The sequence below is a fragment of the Microvirga subterranea genome (assembly GCF_003350535.1).
GTDB classification, from domain to species: domain Bacteria; phylum Pseudomonadota; class Alphaproteobacteria; order Rhizobiales; family Beijerinckiaceae; genus Microvirga; species Microvirga subterranea.
On the sequence record NZ_QQBB01000003.1, the window covers coordinates 95,427 to 110,790 of the forward strand.

Consider the following 15,364-nt stretch of genomic DNA (forward strand, 5'->3'; position numbering starts at 1 on the left):
CAGCGGAGGCAGCATGGCCGAGTACGCCATCACCATCGACGACGTCAAACGCGCGGCGGCGACCATCCAGGGCCAGGTCCTCAGGACGCCCCTCGTGCCCGCCCCTCGCCTGTCGCAGCTCACCGGCGCGACGGTCTGCGTCAAGCACGAGAACATGCAGCCGACCGGCTCGTTCAAGGAGCGCGGCGCGGTCAACAAGCTCGAGAGCCTCACGGCCGAGGAGCGCAAGCGCGGCGTGATCGCCATGTCGGCCGGCAACCATGCCCAGGCCGTCGCCTATCACGCCCGGCGCCTCGGGATCCCGGCCACCATCGTGATGCCGGAGAGCGCGCCTCTGGTGAAGGCCGAGAACACCCGCGCCTACGGCGCGAGGGTTATCCTCCACGGCGAGACGCTCTACGAGTCCGCCGACAAGGCTCGGCAGATCGCTGCCGAGGAAGGTCTCGTGTTCGTCCATCCCTACGACGACCCGAACGTGATGGCCGGCCAGGGCACCATCGGGATCGAGATGCTGGAGGACGCGCCGGATCTCGACCAGATCATCGTGCCGATCGGCGGCGGCGGGCTGATCTCGGGCATCACCATCGCGGCCAAGGCGCTCAAGCCGTCGATCGAGATCGTCGGCGTCGAGGCCGCCCTCTACCCGTCCTTCCACAACGCGATCCATCACGAGGACCGCCCCATCGGCGGAGCGACCCTCGCCGAAGGCATCGCGGTGAAGACCGTGGGCAAGTTGCCGCTGCCGATCGTGCGCGACCTGGTGCCGGACATCGTCCTGGTCGACGAGCCGCTGATCGAGCGAGCCGTGAACGCCTACGCGACCCTGCAGCGGACCATGGCCGAGGGCGCCGGGGCCGCGGGCCTCGCGGCGATGCTGGCGGAGCCGGAGCGCTTCAAGGGCAAGCGGGTCGGCCTCGTCCTTTGCGGAGGCAACATCGACGCCCGCATCCTGGCTTCCGTAATGGTGCGAGAGCTGGAACGGGACGACCGGATCGCCTCGTTCCGGATCACCTCCGACGACCGGCCGGGATTCCTGGGGCGCGTCGCGAGCCGGCTCGGCAGCCTCGGGGCCAACATCCTGGAGGTCTCGCACAGCCGCCTCTTCCTCGACGTGCCGGCCAAGGGAGTTTCGATCGACATCACCATCGAAACCCGCGACAGAATGCATACATTGGTGGTGTTTGAAGCCCTGGCGGCAGATGGCCTCGCACCGCAGCGCATCGATTCGCGCCGCCTGTCCGAAGCCGCCAATTGAGGAGCCTGCCATGGTGAACCGCTCGTCCCTGCCGCCGATGTCCTACCAGCCCTACCACGTGGATGCCCGGCTGACCGAAGGCGTGATCAGCCGGCGGTTCTGGGCCTATCTGATCGACCTGTGCGTGGTCGCGGTCTGGATCGTGCTGATCTGCATCGCGATCTTCATCTTCGGCCTGCTCACCCTCGGGCTCGGCTGGGGGCTGTTCGTAGTCCTGCCCCTGACCGCCTTTACCTTTGTGCTCTACAACGCGGTCACCATCGGGGGCTCCAGCCAGGCGACGGTGGGCATGCGCATGATGGGCCTGCGGGTGGTCGATCCGAGCGGCAGGCCGGTCGGGATGCTCGCCGCGGGCGTCCATGCGCTGCTCTTCTACGTGGCGGTCTCCACGTTCCTGCTCTGGGCCTGCGACGTCCTGATCGGGTTCTTCCGCGACGACCGCCGCTTCGTGCGCGACCTGCTGACCAACATGATGGTGATCCGCGCGTAAGGATTATGCGGCACCGCGCCTCTTTTCCTGGACGCAAGCGGCACCAATGTTATCCTTGGGCATTGAGTCTGTGCCCAAGGTTCCTCCACAAGGCGATCCAGCTTGACGAGCCAGCCGCGCGACGCACCGCAGTTCTACCTGACCTCCCCTTCCGCCTGTCCCTATCTGCCCAATCGGGAGGAGCGGAAGGTCTTCACCCACATCGTCGGAAGGCGCGGGAAGGAGCTCAACGAGATCCTGACCCAGGGCGGCTTCCGGCGCTCCCAGACCATCGCGTACCGGCCCGCCTGCGACGCCTGCCGCGCCTGCGTGTCGGTCCGGGTGCTGGTCGACGAGTTCGAGCCCTCCGGCAACATGCGCCGGGTGCTGAAGGCGAACGCGGACCTGATCGGCAACGCCATGCCGAACCGTCCGACCTCGGAGCAGTACTCCCTCTTCCGCCGCTACCTCGATGCCCGCCATACCGATGGCGGCATGGCCGACATGACGGTCCTCGACTACTCGATGATGATCGAGGACAGCCATGTGGACACCCGTGTGATCGAGTACCGCCGTCGCGGGATCGACAGCGGCATCACCGGCAGGGGCGCAGGTGACCTCGTCGCGGTGTGCCTCACGGACGAGATGAGCGACGGCCTGTCGATGGTCTACTCGTTCTACGACCCGGATCAGCAGGACCGCAGCCTCGGCACCTTCATGATCCTTGAGCACATTCGGCGCGCAAAGGCCATGGGCCTGCCCTATCTCTATCTCGGCTACTGGGTCGAGGGCTCGAAGAAGATGGGCTACAAGGCCCGCTTCACGCCGCAGGAGCGCCTGGAGGCGCCCGGCTGGGTGCGGGTCGACTAGGCCTTTATGATTTTACGATGAAGTCCTCCAGGGCCATGGGCCGGAGGCTGTCCTCGTCGACGGCTCGGATGCCGGTCTTGGCGTAGATGATGCGACGTCCGAGCTTGGGGAAGTGGCCGATGTCGAACCCCGATCGCTCGCCGCCCATGAGATAGACCAGATCCTCCTGGTAGGGATTGGTCAGGTGATGGGCGACGCCCGGTGCCGTGAAGCCCATGAAGTCGCCGGGCCCGACCTCGAAGGTCTCGTCCCCGATCTCCGCGCGCCCTCGGCCGGATAGGATGAACAGGAACTCCTCGTCGCGCTCGTGCGAGTGGTAGACGAAGCTCTCCTTGCCCGGCGGCACGCGCGCCAGCGACAGCACCACCCGCGAGAGGCCGGCGCCGGCCGAAAGCGGCCTGATATGGACGTCCGAGTTTTCGTTCCAGGGGTGCCTGACATTCACCTCCGGAGCCGCGGCGATTTCGTCGGCGGTCCAGAGGGGCTTGGGGTCGGGCGTCGTCATCGGCTTTCCTCCGCGAGACGTTCCTGAAGGGAAGAGGCCTACTCTAGCGCAGATCGGGACGAGGGCGTCAGGCTAGCCTCTCCAGGGAGAACTCGGGCCGATGCCATGATTGCTTCCCATTCATGGGCGTTGATGGCGGGAAGGCCGAACATTGGCCAAGTCTCGGCGTTGATGATCTACCCCGAACGGAGATCGCCATGGCTCGCTCGTTCCGATGGTTGCTCGCGACCACATTGGTGGCCCTGGGTTCGTCTACCGCGATCGCTCACGACTGGTACCCGATTTCCTGCTGCAGCGACAAGGACTGCCATCCCCTGCGGGAGGAGAGCGGCGAAACCGTCACCGAGTCCCCGGAGGGGTGGAAGCTGTGGGACGGCCGCATCATCGCGCGCGGCATCGCCAAACTCTCGCCGGACCGGCGCTTTCATCTGTGCGAGACGTCCGCCAAGACGATCATCTGCTTCTTCGCCCCGCCCGGCGGGTCATAGGCCTTCCTCGACACGACCCAAAAGAAGACCGGTCCCCCTCGCGAGGGAGACCGGCCGATCGCGCATTCATTGTCGGGCCGAATTCGTGGCCGCTGCTATTGGCCGAACTTGTTGGACTTCGGGAAGCCCTTCGGCGGCAGGCGGCCGGCTTCGGTGCGGTCGCCCAGCCAGTCGCGGAGATCCTCCTTGGCGACCGTCCAGGTCCGGCCGGAGGTGTCCTTCCAGGTCAGGCCCTCCTTCAGCTTGAAGACCTTGGCGTCGGAGACGCCGCCGTCCTTGTAGCGCTGGAGGCGCACGCCCTTGCCGCGGGTCATCTCCGGCACCTGCTTGATCGGGAAGATCAGGAGCTTGCGGTTCTCGCCGATGATCGCGACGTGGTCGCCCTCCGCCTCGGTGCAGACGACCGCCTTCGCGGGCGCGTCGAGGTTGAGGATCTGCTTGCCCTTGCGGGTGTTGGCCACGATGTCGTCGGTCGGCACCACGAAGCCGCGCCCGTCCGAGCCGACCACGAGGAGCTTGGCGCCCGCCCGGTACGGGAAGGCGGAGATGAAGTCAGCGCCCTCCTCCAGGTCCACCATCAGGCGGATCGGATCGCCGAAACCGCGACCGCCGGGGAGCTTCGAGGCTTCGAGCGTGAAGAAGCGCCCGTTCGTCGCCACCACGACGATCTTCGAGGTCGTCTCCGCGAAGAACGCCGTCTTGAGCTGGTCGTCGCCCTTGAACTGCACGGCCGAGAGATCGGCCTGATGGCCCTTCATGGCGCGGATCCAGCCCTTCTCGGACACGATCACGGTGATCGGCTCGCGCTCGACCATGGCTTCCGCGAAATCGATGTCGGAGGTGTCCGGCGCCTCGGCGAAGGTGGTGCGGCGCTTGCCGAGCGTCGTCTCCGGCCCGAAGGTCTTGCGGACCTCGCGGATCTCCGTGGTGACGGCCTTCCACTGCGCCTTTTCGGAGCCGAGCAGGCTCTCGATGGAGGCCTTCTCGTCCTGCAGGTTCTTCTGCTCCCGCTTGAGCTCCATCTCCTCGAGCTTGCGCAGGCTGCGCAGGCGCGTGTCGAGGATGGCGTTCGCCTGGATGTCGGTGAGCTTGAAGACGCGCATGAGCTCCTGGCGCGGCTCGTCCTCCTCGCGGATGATTTTGATCACACGGTCGAGGTCGAGATAGACGATCAGGAGGCCGCCTAAGATCTCCAACCGCTTGTCGATGGCGGCCAGCCGGAAGCTCGAACGGCGGATGAGCACCTCGCGGCGATGGTCGAGCCATTCGCGCAGGCATTCGGCGAGGCCCAGCACCTTCGGCACCTTACCGCCGGCGAGCACGTTCACGTTCATTGGAACGCGGCTCTCCAGCTCGGTGAGCTTGAAGAGGGATTCCATCAGGATGATCGGATCGACCGACTTGGTGCGGGGCTCCAGCACGACGCGGATGTCCTCCGCCGATTCATCGCGCACGTCGGCGAGCAGCGGCAGCTTCTTCTCCTGAAGCAGCTCCGCGATCTTCTCGATCAGGCGCGACTTCGGTACGCCGTAGGGGATCTCGGTGACGACGATGTTCCAGACGCCGCGCTTGATCTCCTCCTTGTGCCAGCGCGCGCGCACGCGGAAGGAGCCGCGGCCGGTGCGGTAGGTCTCGGCGATCGAAGCCGGCGTGTCGACGATGATGCCGCCGGTCGGCAGGTCCGGACCCGGAACGAAGCTGAGGAGCTGGTCGGAGGTCGCCTTGGGGTGGCCGATGAGGTAGAGCGCCGCGTCGCAGAGCTCCGCCACGTTGTGGGACGGAATCGACGTCGCCATGCCGACCGCGATGCCCTGCGAGCCGTTGGCCAGCAGGTTCGGGAACGCCGCCGGCAGCACCACCGGCTCCTCGTTGGTCTGGTCGTAGGTCTCGCGGAAATCGACCGAATCTTCGTCGATGCCGTCGAGCAGCAGTCGGGCGACCTCGGTCAGGCGTGCCTCGGTGTAGCGCATGGCGGCGGCGCTATCGCCGTCGATGTTGCCGAAATTGCCCTGCCCGTCCACCAGCGGATAACGCTGCGCGAAGTCCTGCGCCATGCGCACGAGGGCATCGTAGATCGATTGGTCGCCGTGCGGGTGGTACTGACCCATCACGTCGCCGACCACGCGGGCGCACTTCTTCGGCGCCGAGCGTGGGTCGAGGCGAAGCAGGCGCATGGCGTGAAGGATGCGGCGATGGACGGGCTTCAGCCCGTCGCGGGCGTCCGGCAGCGCCCGGTGCATGATGGTCGAGAGCGCATAGGCAAGGTAGCGCTCTTCCAGCGCGTCCTTGAGATTGATCGTCTCGATGTCGCCGCTCGGCGGCGGATTGACCGGCTTACCCATGACTTCAAAACCCTAGAATCGAATCAGTTCTTATCATCAGAAATGAGAACATAACAGAAACAAACGCTATTCATCCCCAGCTGTCGCCAGTGCGACGAAACGCGCCCGCTCCGCCGGAGCCGCCTGGCCCCGCGGCTCGAAGACGTTCTGATGCAGGAAGAAGTCGGTCAGCGCAAATCCGTCCCGGATGTCCTCGTCACGTGGGCGGTTGGTGCGCATCTGTCCGATCAGGAACCCCGGCAGCTTCAGCAGCCGGTCCTTGTAGGGCTCGCCCGCGGCGGCGCTCACGGCCCGCCCGCTCTTCGGCGAGACGTAGATAAGGTCGTCTCGGCTGCCCGTTGCGGCGCAGGAGGACAGGTCGAGGCCGAAGCCAAACTCCGCCAGGATGGCGAGCTCGAACCGGACGAAGAGCGCCGGCGCGAGGTCCGGGTCGTCGAGATGGTCCGCGAGGACGGACAGGGTCTCGTAGAGGGCCGGGTGCGGGTCTCGCTCCGGCAGATAGCGCAGCAGGTGCGCCAGGGTCGCGAGACCGTAGAGGGCCATCGACGAGCCGATGAGATGCGCCGCCCTGAGCTGCAGGGCCTCGAGCTGGAACGTGCCCAGGTGCTCGTCGAGCCGGGCCCGCCACGTGGCCTGGACCGTGTTGCCCGGCTGGAGGACCGGCTGGAGGGTCTTCGAGCGCCCGCCATGGACCAGACCGAGGTGGCGGCCGTGATCGCGCGTCATCAGCTCGAGGATGACGCTTGATTCGCCGTGTTTCCGGACGCCGACAACGATGCCCTCATCGGTCCATTGCATGGATTTCGGATGCTCGCGACAAAATGGAACTCAGGATGTCTGATGTAAGCATCCAAACGTTATTTTTCTATGTTTTTCAACGTCATCGGCACGATTTAGGCCCGCGTTCCCGCACCCCCTCGCCGCATCGCGAAGGAACCAATCGTCCAGCTTCGTATTGTCGATGTTCATGTTGGCCAGGGTACGAGTCGAGACCATGAAAGTGACCAATCTGCTTCTTTCAAGCGCCGCCATTCCGTTGATGCTGCTTGCGTCCCCGGGCATGGCCAAACCGCCGGTGACGGCGTTCGAGCCTCTCGTCGTCGCCCAGGCTTCCCCCGACAATCCTGAAGAGCAGCCGCCCCGCGGCCGCCAACGTGGCCAGCGCCCGGACGGCGAAGGCGGCGCCGCGCCCGGTCGCGGCGAGCGTCAGGAGCGGCCCGAGCGCGGCCCGCGGCCGGGCGTCCAGGAGCCCGGCGGACCGCAGGCTCCGGAGGGACGTGGCCCGCGTCGCGGCGCCGGCCCCGGTGATTCCGAGGAAGCCCCGCGCGCTCCCCGCGCAGCCCCCGGCGAGGCCCCCGAAGCGCCGCGCCAGCGCCGCGAGCCGGGACCTCCGGCCGAGCGCCCTGCTCCGCCGTCCGGCGCGACCCCGGCCCAGCCGCCGCGCCCGAACCAGCCACCTGCGTCGCGCCCCCAGCCGCCAGCAGAGGCTCCGGGCCGCACCCAGCCCCCGGCTGCCGCTCAACCGCCAGCTGCAGCCCAGCCGCCTGCCGCCCAGGAGCGACCGGCCGAACAGCGGCGCCCGTCGGCTGCAGAACCCGCGCCCTCTCCGCGAGCCGCCCCGCCACCGGCTCCCGGCGCTCAGCCCCGTCCGACGCCGCCCGCTCCGGCGGCCGAGCCCGCCACGCCGCCTGCCGGCGCGGCTCCCCAGCGCGCCGCACCCGGCGCTCCGCGTCCGGGCGAGGAAACGCCCGGCGGGCGTCAGCGCGGTCAGCGGCCCGAAGCTCCTCCGGCTCCCGGCACTCCGCCGGCGGCCGCCCGGCCTGCACCGGCACCCCAGCCGGCACCTGGTGCTCCGGCCCCGACGCCTCCGGCTCCCACGGCCGCACCTCCGGCTGCCCCGGCTCCCCAGCCTCCGGCCGCCGCCCAGCAGCCTGTCCCCGGCCAGCCCGCTCCGGCTCCCAGGCCGCAGGGTCCGGCCCAGGCCGCTCCCCCGGTTCCCGGCCAGCCTGCGCCGGGCGCCTTCCAGGGCGGCATGCGCCAGCCCTTCGACGCCCAGTCTGGCGTCCGGATCGAGGATCTGCGCAACCAGCGCCGCGAACGGACCGAGGAAGGCGGCCGCCGGGTGATCATCGAGGAGCCCGGCAACCGGACCATCATCCGCGAGGGCGATCAGGTCATCATCCGCCATGACGAGACGGAACGGTTCCGCCGCACCTACCGCGACGCGGACGTTCGCGTGGAGCGCCGCGGCGCCGACGAAGAGGTCACCATCGTCCGGCGGCCCGACGGATCCGAGATCCTGACGGTCCGCGACGAGGACGGAAACCTCATCCGCCGTATCCGGCGCGAGCCGGCCGGACGGGAGGTCGTGCTGATCGAGAACCGCCGCGGCGACCTGCGCCAAGGCGGGGCGCGACCGGGCTACGGCTATGTCCGCGAGGACGTGATCCGGCTCCCGCCCCCGCGGGTCAGCATTCCGCGCGAGGAATACATCGTCGAGGTGGAGCGTGCGTCTCAGGCCGATCTGGTCGAGGCCTTCACCGCCCCGCCGGTGGAACGGATCGAGCGGGCCTACACCCTCGACGAAGTCCGCCGGAGCGAACCGCTGCGCGAGCGCATGCGGCGGGTCGATCTGGACACGGTGAACTTCGAGTTCGGCTCGTGGATCCTCCCTGAAGAGCAGATCGGCGCCATGACCGGCATCGCGCAGGCGATCCAGAGGGCGCTCCAGAACAACCCGAACGAGGTGTTCCTGATCGAAGGGCACACGGACGCGGTCGGCGCGGACGAGGACAACCTGACGCTCTCCGACCGTCGTGCGGAGACGGTCGCGACGATCCTCACGGAGCGCTTCCGCATTCCGGCCGAGAACCTCACGACCCAAGGGTACGGCGAGCAGTACCTGAAGGTGAACACTCAGGGGCCGGAGCGGGAGAACCGCCGGGTGACGATCCGCCGGATCACGCCGCTCCTGCAGGGCCAGAACACCCAGCAGTAAGCGTTGGCGAGAACGCACATCCAGGCCCGGCGGATCCCCACCCGCCGGGCCTTTAATTTGTGCCTTATTCGGGCAATCCCGCCAGGCGCAGCCCCTCGGCGACCCGATCGAGGACTTCCTTGCTGAAGACGAGCGCCCTTGTGACGTCGGAGATCCGAAGGCCCGGATAATCCCTGAGGAGCTCCCGCACGCTCTCGGTGGCCTTCCCGGGATGGCCCGCCAGCGCGTAGGCCGGGGCAAGGTTGCGGTGGATCCAGGCCGCGCTCGGGTGGGACAGGAGCGCCTTCTCCTGCCATTTGATGGATTCCTCGTAACGCCGCGCGATGAAGTGCGCGGAGCCGATCCCCATGTCGCAGTTGAACGCCATCGGATCGAACGGGCTCAGCCGCAGCGACCGCTCGAAATGCTTGATCGCGGTCTCGGGATCATCCTGGTAGTTGTGCAGCCATCCGCTCCTGTTCCAGGCCCAGGCCGAATTTGGGTCGAGCGCCAGGGCGCGTTCGAGAACCGCACCGGCCCGGCCGTATTCGCGGGTGATCGTGAGGGCGGCTCCCAAGACGCTCAGGCTGAAGGGATCGTCGGAGGCCAGGGTCGCGGCGGCCTGAGCCTGCCGCAGGGCCTCCTGCCGCTCCCTTTTCGGATCGTCGGTCCAGTTGTAGACGGCCCTCTGCCCGTGGCACCAGGCAGCCAGGGACCGGGCCAGCGGGTAGTTCGGATCGAGGCGCAGGGCCTCTTCGAGCAACGCGGAAGCCTCCCTGTTGCTCTCCCGGTCCAGGGACCAGATCTGGGGGAGAGCCCGCATCACGAGATCGTAGGCATCGAGGTTCTCCGGGCGCTTGCGCTTGGCACGCTCGATCTCGGCTGCCCGGATCGAGGGCTGGATCGCCCCGACCACGCTCGCGGTGATCTGGTCCTGGAAATCGAACAGGTCTTCGACCACCCCGTCGTAATGGTCGGCCCAGAGATGAGCGCCCGTCGTCGCGTCGATGAGCTGCGCCGAGATGCGGACGCGGTTGCCCGACCGTCGCACGCTTCCCTCCAGCACGTAGCGCACGCCGAGCTCGCGGCTGATCTGGCGGAGATTCACCGAACGCCCCTTATAGGCGAAGGCCGAGTTGCGGGCGATGACGAAGAACGAACGGACCCGCGACAGGGCGGCGGTGATGTCTTCGACGATGCCGTCGGCGAAATGCTCCTGCTCGGGCCCGCCGCTCATGTTGTTGAAGGGCAGGACCGCAATGGAAGGCCTATCCGGCAGGGCGAGTGCCTGCTGCGGCGGCACCTCGCCCCCCGCCTCGCGAGGCCTCTTGAGGCAGTAGACTCTGATCGGCCGGGCGATGTTCCTGACCTGCTGCTCCCCCATGTCGTGAAACTCGAACGCGACCCTGTCCTTCACCTCATCGTAGACTTTGACGGAGAGGCAGATCCCGCCGGGCGTCGCCATCTGCTCGAGGCGCGACGCCACGTTGACCCCATCGCCGTAGATGTCCCCGTCCTCGTCGATGATGATGTCGCAGAGATTGAGGCCGATGCGGAGTTGGAGCGTGCTGGCGGGATCCTCGGCCGCGATCGCCGCGAGAGCGTCCTGCATCTCCACAGCGCACCGGACTGCCTCGACAGGACTTGAGAACTCGATCAGGAAGCCGTCGCCGGTGGTCTTCACCAGGCGGCCGCCATGGGCTTGGATCGTCGGGGCGACGACCTCGCGCCTCAGCCGCCTCAGGCGCAGGAGGGTTCCCTCCTCGTCTACGGACATCAGCCCCGAGTACCCCGCCACGTCGGCAGCCATGATGGCTGCAAGGCGCCTTTGGGATTTCTGCTCGTAGGGATCGGGCATGTCCATCCCCCCGCACGACGTCGTCGGGATCGACAGCGCGGCTCACGGGGCGCGCCGGGATGCCGCACTTAGTCAAAAGGCTAAAATACCGTGACGCCCAAGGGTTCCGGCTTAGCCTCTCTCGCGGTGCACAAAAGTTGACTTTTGATGTAGTTTTTGAGCTTGGCAGCTCAACCGCGGGGAAAGTCCAGCCCCATCTCGCGGTAGCGCTCCGGATCGTCGCTCCAGTTCTCCCGCACCTTCACGAAGAGGAAGAGGTGAACCGGGGCCTCGGCAATCTCGGCGATTTCCTTGCGGGCCGCCTGCCCGATCGCCTTGATGGTCTGGCCGCCTTTGCCGAGCACGATCTTGCGCTGGCTGTCCCGCTCCACGAACACCGTCTGTTCGATCCTGACCGAACCATCGGGGCGCTGCTGCCACTGGTCGGTTTCGACGGTGGACTGATAGGGCAGTTCCTCGTGCAGGCGCTCGTAGATCTTCTCGCGGGTGATCTCGGCCGCCAGCATGCGCAGGGGCGCATCCGAGATCTGGTCCTCGGGATAGAGCCAGGGCCCCTCCGGCATCATCTCGGCCAGCTGGCGCTTGAGCGCGTCGAGACCGTCGCCCTTCAGGGCGGAAATCATGAAGGTATGGGCGAACGGCACCTTCTCGTTGAGCTTGGCCGCCATCTCCAGCAGCTTCGAGCGCTCGATCAGGTCGATCTTGTTCAGGATTAGGATCTTCGGCCGCTTCAGCTCCGGCAGCTTTTCGAGGATGGCCTCGGCCTCCTCGTCGATGCCCTTGCGGACATCGAGCAGGAGCGCGATCACGTCGGCATCGGCGGCCCCGCCCCAGGCGGAGGTGACCATGGCCCGGTCGAGGCGGCGCTTCGGCTTGAAGATGCCCGGCGTGTCGACGAACACGATCTGGGCATTGCCCTCGATGGCGATGCCGCGCACCAGCGCCCGGGTGGTCTGGACCTTGCGCGATACGATCGACACCTTCGAGCCGACCAGCGAATTGAGGAGGGTGGACTTACCCGCGTTGGGGGCGCCGATCAGGGCGACGAATCCGGCCTTGGTGTTGGTCTCTTCAGGCGACGCCATGTTCTTCCTCCGTCCACACCCTCTCCTGCAGGAGAAGACTTCTCGCCGCCGCCTGTTCCGCGACCCGTTTCGAGGCGCCCATCCCGAAGGCGCCCTCCTTGCCCTTCACCTTCACCATGATCCGGAACTTGGGGGCATGGTCGGGGCCCGTCTGCTCGACCACCGTGTAGGTCGGGGCCGGAAGCCCCTGCCCCTGCGCCCATTCCTGGAGGGCGCTCTTGGGGTCGCGCAGGGGGCGCCGCGGGGCATGGAGGAGATCCTTGAACGAGCGCTCGACCAGCGCCCGGGCGGGCTCCCAGCCTCCGTCGAGGAACACGGCTCCGATGATCGCCTCCGCGACGTCCGCCAGGATGGTCTGGTTCTTGCGCTCCCCCGACAGGGCTTCGCCGGCCCCGAGCCTCACATGGGGACCGACGTCCCAGGCCTCGGCGATCTCCGCGCAGCTTTCCCGGCGAACGAGTTCCGCAAGGCGGCGGGAAAGCTCGCCCTCGGGCGCTCTCGGGAAGGCCTGATAGAGCATCTCGGCAATCGCGAGTCCGAGAACCCGGTCGCCGAGGAATTCAAGCCGCTGATAGCTCTGACCGCCGGCATTGGGAGCGCTGACATGGGTCAGCGCCTCCTGGAGAAGCTCCTTGCGCTCGAAGCGGTAGTCGAGTCTCTTCAGGAGTTCGTCGGTATTGGGTCTGCGTCGGGCCACGGTCTACCTGATCCGCTCGAACATGCGGTTCCAGCGAATATAGCCCGGCCATTCCCAGGGACGCCACAGGGACGCGTTCTCGTCGATCGAGAAGAAGATGATCTCGGCCCGACCGACGAGGTTCTCGGCCGGGACCTGGCCCACATTGGCCTCGTCGCGGGAATCGGTCGAGTTGTCCCGGTTGTCGCCCATCATGAAGTAGTGGCCGGGCTGGACCGTGTAGACGTTGGTGTTGTCCCAATAGCCCCGATCGCCGTCGCGCTCGATCACGTAGTGGGTCGTGCCCTCGGGGAAGGTCTCCTTATAGCGGGGGACCGAGATCGTGCGGCCGTAGAGGTCGGTGGTCTGGTAGTCCTCGACCCGCTCGCGCTGGATCGGCTTGCCGTTGATGTGCAGGACGCCGCCGATCACCTGGATCTTGTCGCCGGGGAGGCCGACCACGCGCTTGATGTAGTCCGTCGAGTTGTCCTTCGGCAGCTTGAACACGACGATGTCGCCGCGCTTGGGCATGGACCCGAAGATGCGGCCGGAGAAGAGCGGCGGGCTGAAGGGAATCGAGTGCTTCGAGTACCCGTAGGAATACTTCGAGACGAACAGGTAGTCGCCGATCAGCAAGGTCGGGATCAGGGAGCCCGAGGGGATGTTGAAGGGCTGGAACAGCAAGGTGCGGACCACGACGGCGATCAGCAGGGCCTGGATGATGACCTTGATGGTCTCCCAGAGGCCGCTCTCGTCCTTCTTGACGCTGTCGCCCGCGTACTTCTTGGCGTTGTCGCTCACGTAAATCGATCCATGCTTGAGGAATCTGGTGGCCTGAGGCCGTCCCAAGTCTCCGCGGCGGTCTATCCCAAGCCGAAGCCTGCCGCAACGCAGGCGCCGCTACTTTATGGGGCGGGCCTCGATGATGACGAAGGCCTGGGCCAGCGGCGGATCGTCCGTGAGGGACACATGGAGCACCGCCTCGTGGCCGGGTGGCGTCAGGGCCCGCAGGCGCTCCAGGGCGCCGCCGCTCAGCTTCATGGTGGGCTGGCCGGTCCTGAGGTTGACCACCTCCATGTCGCGCCAGAACACCCCGTGGCTCAAGCCCGTCCCCAGGGCCTTGGCGCAGGCCTCCTTGGCGGCGAAGCGGCGGGCATAGGAGGGCGCACGGGCGGCGCGCCGGTCGCTGCGCGCCCGCTCGCCCTCGGTGAAGATGCGGTGGGTGAACCTATCCCCGAAGCGCTCCAGGGAGCGCTCGATGCGACGGATGTCGCACAGGTCCGACCCGATGCCGAGAATCATGTGGGATCCTTGGTGGAGATGATTTCCATGTCATTCCCGGCCGGAGCGCAGCGGAGGAGAAGGGAATCCATTGGCTCCACCCCGGAGAGTGGATCCCCTTCCCTCGCCTTCGGCTCGCCGGGGATGACAGAGTGTGTTCTCACGATATCTGGGATCGTCCCTCGTCCATTGCGACCCGCATGCAGCGAACAGCCTCATCCAGCCCGAGGAAAATGGCCTCGCCCACGAGGAAGTGACCGATATTGAGTTCGACGATCTGCGGAATCGCCGCGACCGGGCGCACCGTGTCGTAGGTCAGGCCGTGCCCCGCATGGATCTCGAGCCCGATCTTCGCCCCGTGCTCGGCGGCCCGGCGGAGGCGCTCGAGCTCGTGCAGGCGCTCCGCGTCGTCCTCGGCGTCGCAATAGGTTCCGGTATGCAGCTCGACGACCGGCGCCCCGAGCTCGCAGGCCGCATCCATCACCTCGATTTCGGGCTCCACGAACAGGGAGACCCGGATGCCTGCCTCCTTCAGCTCCCGGATGGCCGGGCGCAGGTGGGCGTGCTGGCCGATGATGTCGAGCCCTCCCTCCGTCGTGCGCTCCTCGCGCTTCTCGGGCACGAGGCAGGCCGCATGGGGATGGATCGCGGTCGCGAGCCCGATCATCTCTGACGTGGCCGCCATTTCGAAATTCAACGGCACGAAGAGCTGGCGCTTGAGCCGCTCCATGTCCAGGTCGCGGATGTGGCGCCGGTCCTCGCGCAGATGGGCCGTGATGCCGTCCGCCCCGGCCAGCACGGCCATATGGGCCGCCCGGATCGGGTCGGGATGGTAGCCGCCGCGGGCGTTCCGGACGGTGGCGACGTGATCGATGTTGACGCCGAGGCGGAGAGGAGGAGCTTTCATAGGGTTGTTTTAGCTTAAAGCGCCGCTCTGGCCAGCCTTCCCTCGCTTTGATCGCACAGATATCCGGTTGAAATTCCAAGCTTTCGGATCCAGAAATGTTACTTTATATCGCATGCGGTCGATCTGAGAGGGACTTCCATGGCTCGAACCATGCTACGTGCTCTGGCTGCGGCATTCGTTGCCATCGGAACCTTGCTGTGGCTTTGGCTCATCCTGAGCGCGATCATGATTTCGTCCGATGCCATGGGCGAAGGGCTGGCTTTCGGGTTCGCCTTCATCGCGACGCTTGCTTTCTTCATTTTCACCGTACCCGCCGGGGTGCTGGTCTATAGGGAGAAATGGTTGCCATTTGCGCTGGTTTTGGCAGTCGTTTCACCTCTCGCGGCGATCGTCCTTATCTGACGCACGGGCGCCGCAGCCCGATTCTTGCTTTCCTTGAGCAGATCGACTATAGCCCCCGCTTCGCGTTCGCTCCGGCCGGGGGCTGAACGGACGGTGCGGCTTTGCCGTACAGGGTCTTCGCAGACCCGTCGTCCCGTGTCTCCGCCTTCGACAACCGCTCGGGCCTTGCAGGCTCGAAGGGCTTGGCGCCGATCGGACGCGCGAAACCGGCCCACGGCATCCGAAAACGATTCCCGGGCCTGAACCCAA

Annotated in this window: 15 protein-coding genes; 6 read left to right on the forward strand and 9 right to left on the reverse strand. The window is 66.8% G+C overall.

The window, feature by feature from the left end; genetic code table 11:
* Positions 1 to 13: 13 nt before the first annotated feature.
* The 3 genes from DES45_RS08545 to DES45_RS08555 all read left to right on the forward strand — a co-directional run bounded on the left by DES45_RS08545 (position 14) and on the right by DES45_RS08555 (position 2,594).
* Complete coding sequence (locus DES45_RS08545) at positions 14 to 1,255, forward strand: threonine ammonia-lyase (RefSeq protein WP_114769576.1); 1,242 nt, start codon at positions 14 to 16, stop codon at positions 1,253 to 1,255.
* Positions 1,256 to 1,265: 10 nt separating this feature from the next.
* The gene (locus DES45_RS08550) at positions 1,266 to 1,745 is read left to right on the forward strand and encodes an RDD family protein (protein ID WP_170151434.1); all 480 of its coding nucleotides are present in this window, start codon (positions 1,266 to 1,268) and stop codon (positions 1,743 to 1,745) included.
* Between the two features lie 102 nt (positions 1,746 to 1,847).
* Entirely contained in the window at positions 1,848 to 2,594 is a 747-nt protein-coding gene (locus DES45_RS08555; RefSeq protein ID WP_114769578.1) for an arginyltransferase, read from the forward strand.
* A 4-nt stretch (positions 2,595 to 2,598) separates the two neighbouring features.
* On the opposite strand, the gene DES45_RS08560 is transcribed toward DES45_RS08555, so the two are convergent.
* The gene (locus tag DES45_RS08560; RefSeq protein ID WP_114769579.1) at positions 2,599 to 3,099 is read right to left on the reverse strand and encodes a cupin domain-containing protein; all 501 of its coding nucleotides are present in this window, start codon (positions 3,097 to 3,099) and stop codon (positions 2,599 to 2,601) included.
* Between the two features lie 197 nt (positions 3,100 to 3,296).
* On the opposite strand from DES45_RS08560, the gene DES45_RS08565 reads away from it, so the two are divergent.
* Complete coding sequence (locus DES45_RS08565) at positions 3,297 to 3,587, forward strand: hypothetical protein (protein ID WP_147282369.1); 291 nt, start codon at positions 3,297 to 3,299, stop codon at positions 3,585 to 3,587.
* A gap of 95 nt (positions 3,588 to 3,682) precedes the next feature.
* On the opposite strand, the gene parC is transcribed toward DES45_RS08565, so the two are convergent.
* Positions 3,683 to 5,929 (reverse strand): DNA topoisomerase IV subunit A, encoded by a 2,247-nt coding sequence (gene parC, locus DES45_RS08570; RefSeq protein ID WP_114769581.1) that lies wholly within the window; start codon positions 5,927 to 5,929, stop codon positions 3,683 to 3,685.
* Positions 5,930 to 5,995: 66 nt separating this feature from the next.
* Entirely contained in the window at positions 5,996 to 6,727 is a 732-nt protein-coding gene (gene recO, locus DES45_RS08575) for a DNA repair protein RecO (RefSeq protein WP_114769582.1), read from the reverse strand.
* 196 nt (positions 6,728 to 6,923) lie between these two features.
* On the opposite strand from recO, the gene DES45_RS25610 reads away from it, so the two are divergent.
* Positions 6,924 to 8,927 carry an OmpA family protein gene (locus DES45_RS25610; RefSeq protein ID WP_245571623.1) on the forward strand — a complete coding sequence of 668 codons (2,004 nt, stop codon included), beginning with the start codon at positions 6,924 to 6,926 and terminating at the stop codon, positions 8,925 to 8,927.
* A gap of 64 nt (positions 8,928 to 8,991) precedes the next feature.
* On the opposite strand, the gene DES45_RS08590 is transcribed toward DES45_RS25610, so the two are convergent.
* The 6 genes from DES45_RS08590 to DES45_RS08615 all read right to left on the reverse strand — a co-directional run bounded on the left by DES45_RS08590 (position 8,992) and on the right by DES45_RS08615 (position 14,713).
* Entirely contained in the window at positions 8,992 to 10,764 is a 1,773-nt protein-coding gene (locus DES45_RS08590) for an adenylate/guanylate cyclase domain-containing protein (protein WP_114769963.1), read from the reverse strand.
* A 170-nt stretch (positions 10,765 to 10,934) separates the two neighbouring features.
* Positions 10,935 to 11,849 carry a GTPase Era gene (era, locus tag DES45_RS08595; RefSeq protein WP_114769585.1) on the reverse strand — a complete coding sequence of 305 codons (915 nt, stop codon included), beginning with the start codon at positions 11,847 to 11,849 and terminating at the stop codon, positions 10,935 to 10,937.
* Positions 11,836 to 12,546, reverse strand: coding sequence for a ribonuclease III (gene rnc / locus DES45_RS08600; protein ID WP_114769586.1), 711 nt, complete (start codon positions 12,544 to 12,546; stop codon positions 11,836 to 11,838). The genes era and rnc overlap by 14 nt, the downstream gene beginning before the upstream one ends.
* 3 nt (positions 12,547 to 12,549) lie before the next feature.
* Positions 12,550 to 13,326 carry a signal peptidase I gene (lepB, locus tag DES45_RS08605; protein ID WP_425374274.1) on the reverse strand — a complete coding sequence of 259 codons (777 nt, stop codon included), beginning with the start codon at positions 13,324 to 13,326 and terminating at the stop codon, positions 12,550 to 12,552.
* A gap of 99 nt (positions 13,327 to 13,425) precedes the next feature.
* On the reverse strand, positions 13,426 to 13,827 hold the full coding sequence (gene acpS / locus DES45_RS08610) for a holo-ACP synthase (protein WP_114769587.1): 402 nt from the start codon (positions 13,825 to 13,827) through the stop codon (positions 13,426 to 13,428).
* A 139-nt stretch (positions 13,828 to 13,966) separates the two neighbouring features.
* A complete protein-coding gene (locus DES45_RS08615; RefSeq protein WP_114769588.1) occupies positions 13,967 to 14,713 on the reverse strand; it encodes a pyridoxine 5'-phosphate synthase in 747 nt (248 codons plus the stop codon).
* A 138-nt stretch (positions 14,714 to 14,851) separates the two neighbouring features.
* Here DES45_RS08615 and DES45_RS08620 point away from each other — a divergent pair, with 138 nt between their 5' ends.
* Positions 14,852 to 15,115, forward strand: a complete 264-nt coding sequence (locus DES45_RS08620; RefSeq protein ID WP_114769589.1) for a hypothetical protein — start codon at positions 14,852 to 14,854, stop codon at positions 15,113 to 15,115.
* Positions 15,116 to 15,364: the final 249 nt, after the last annotated feature.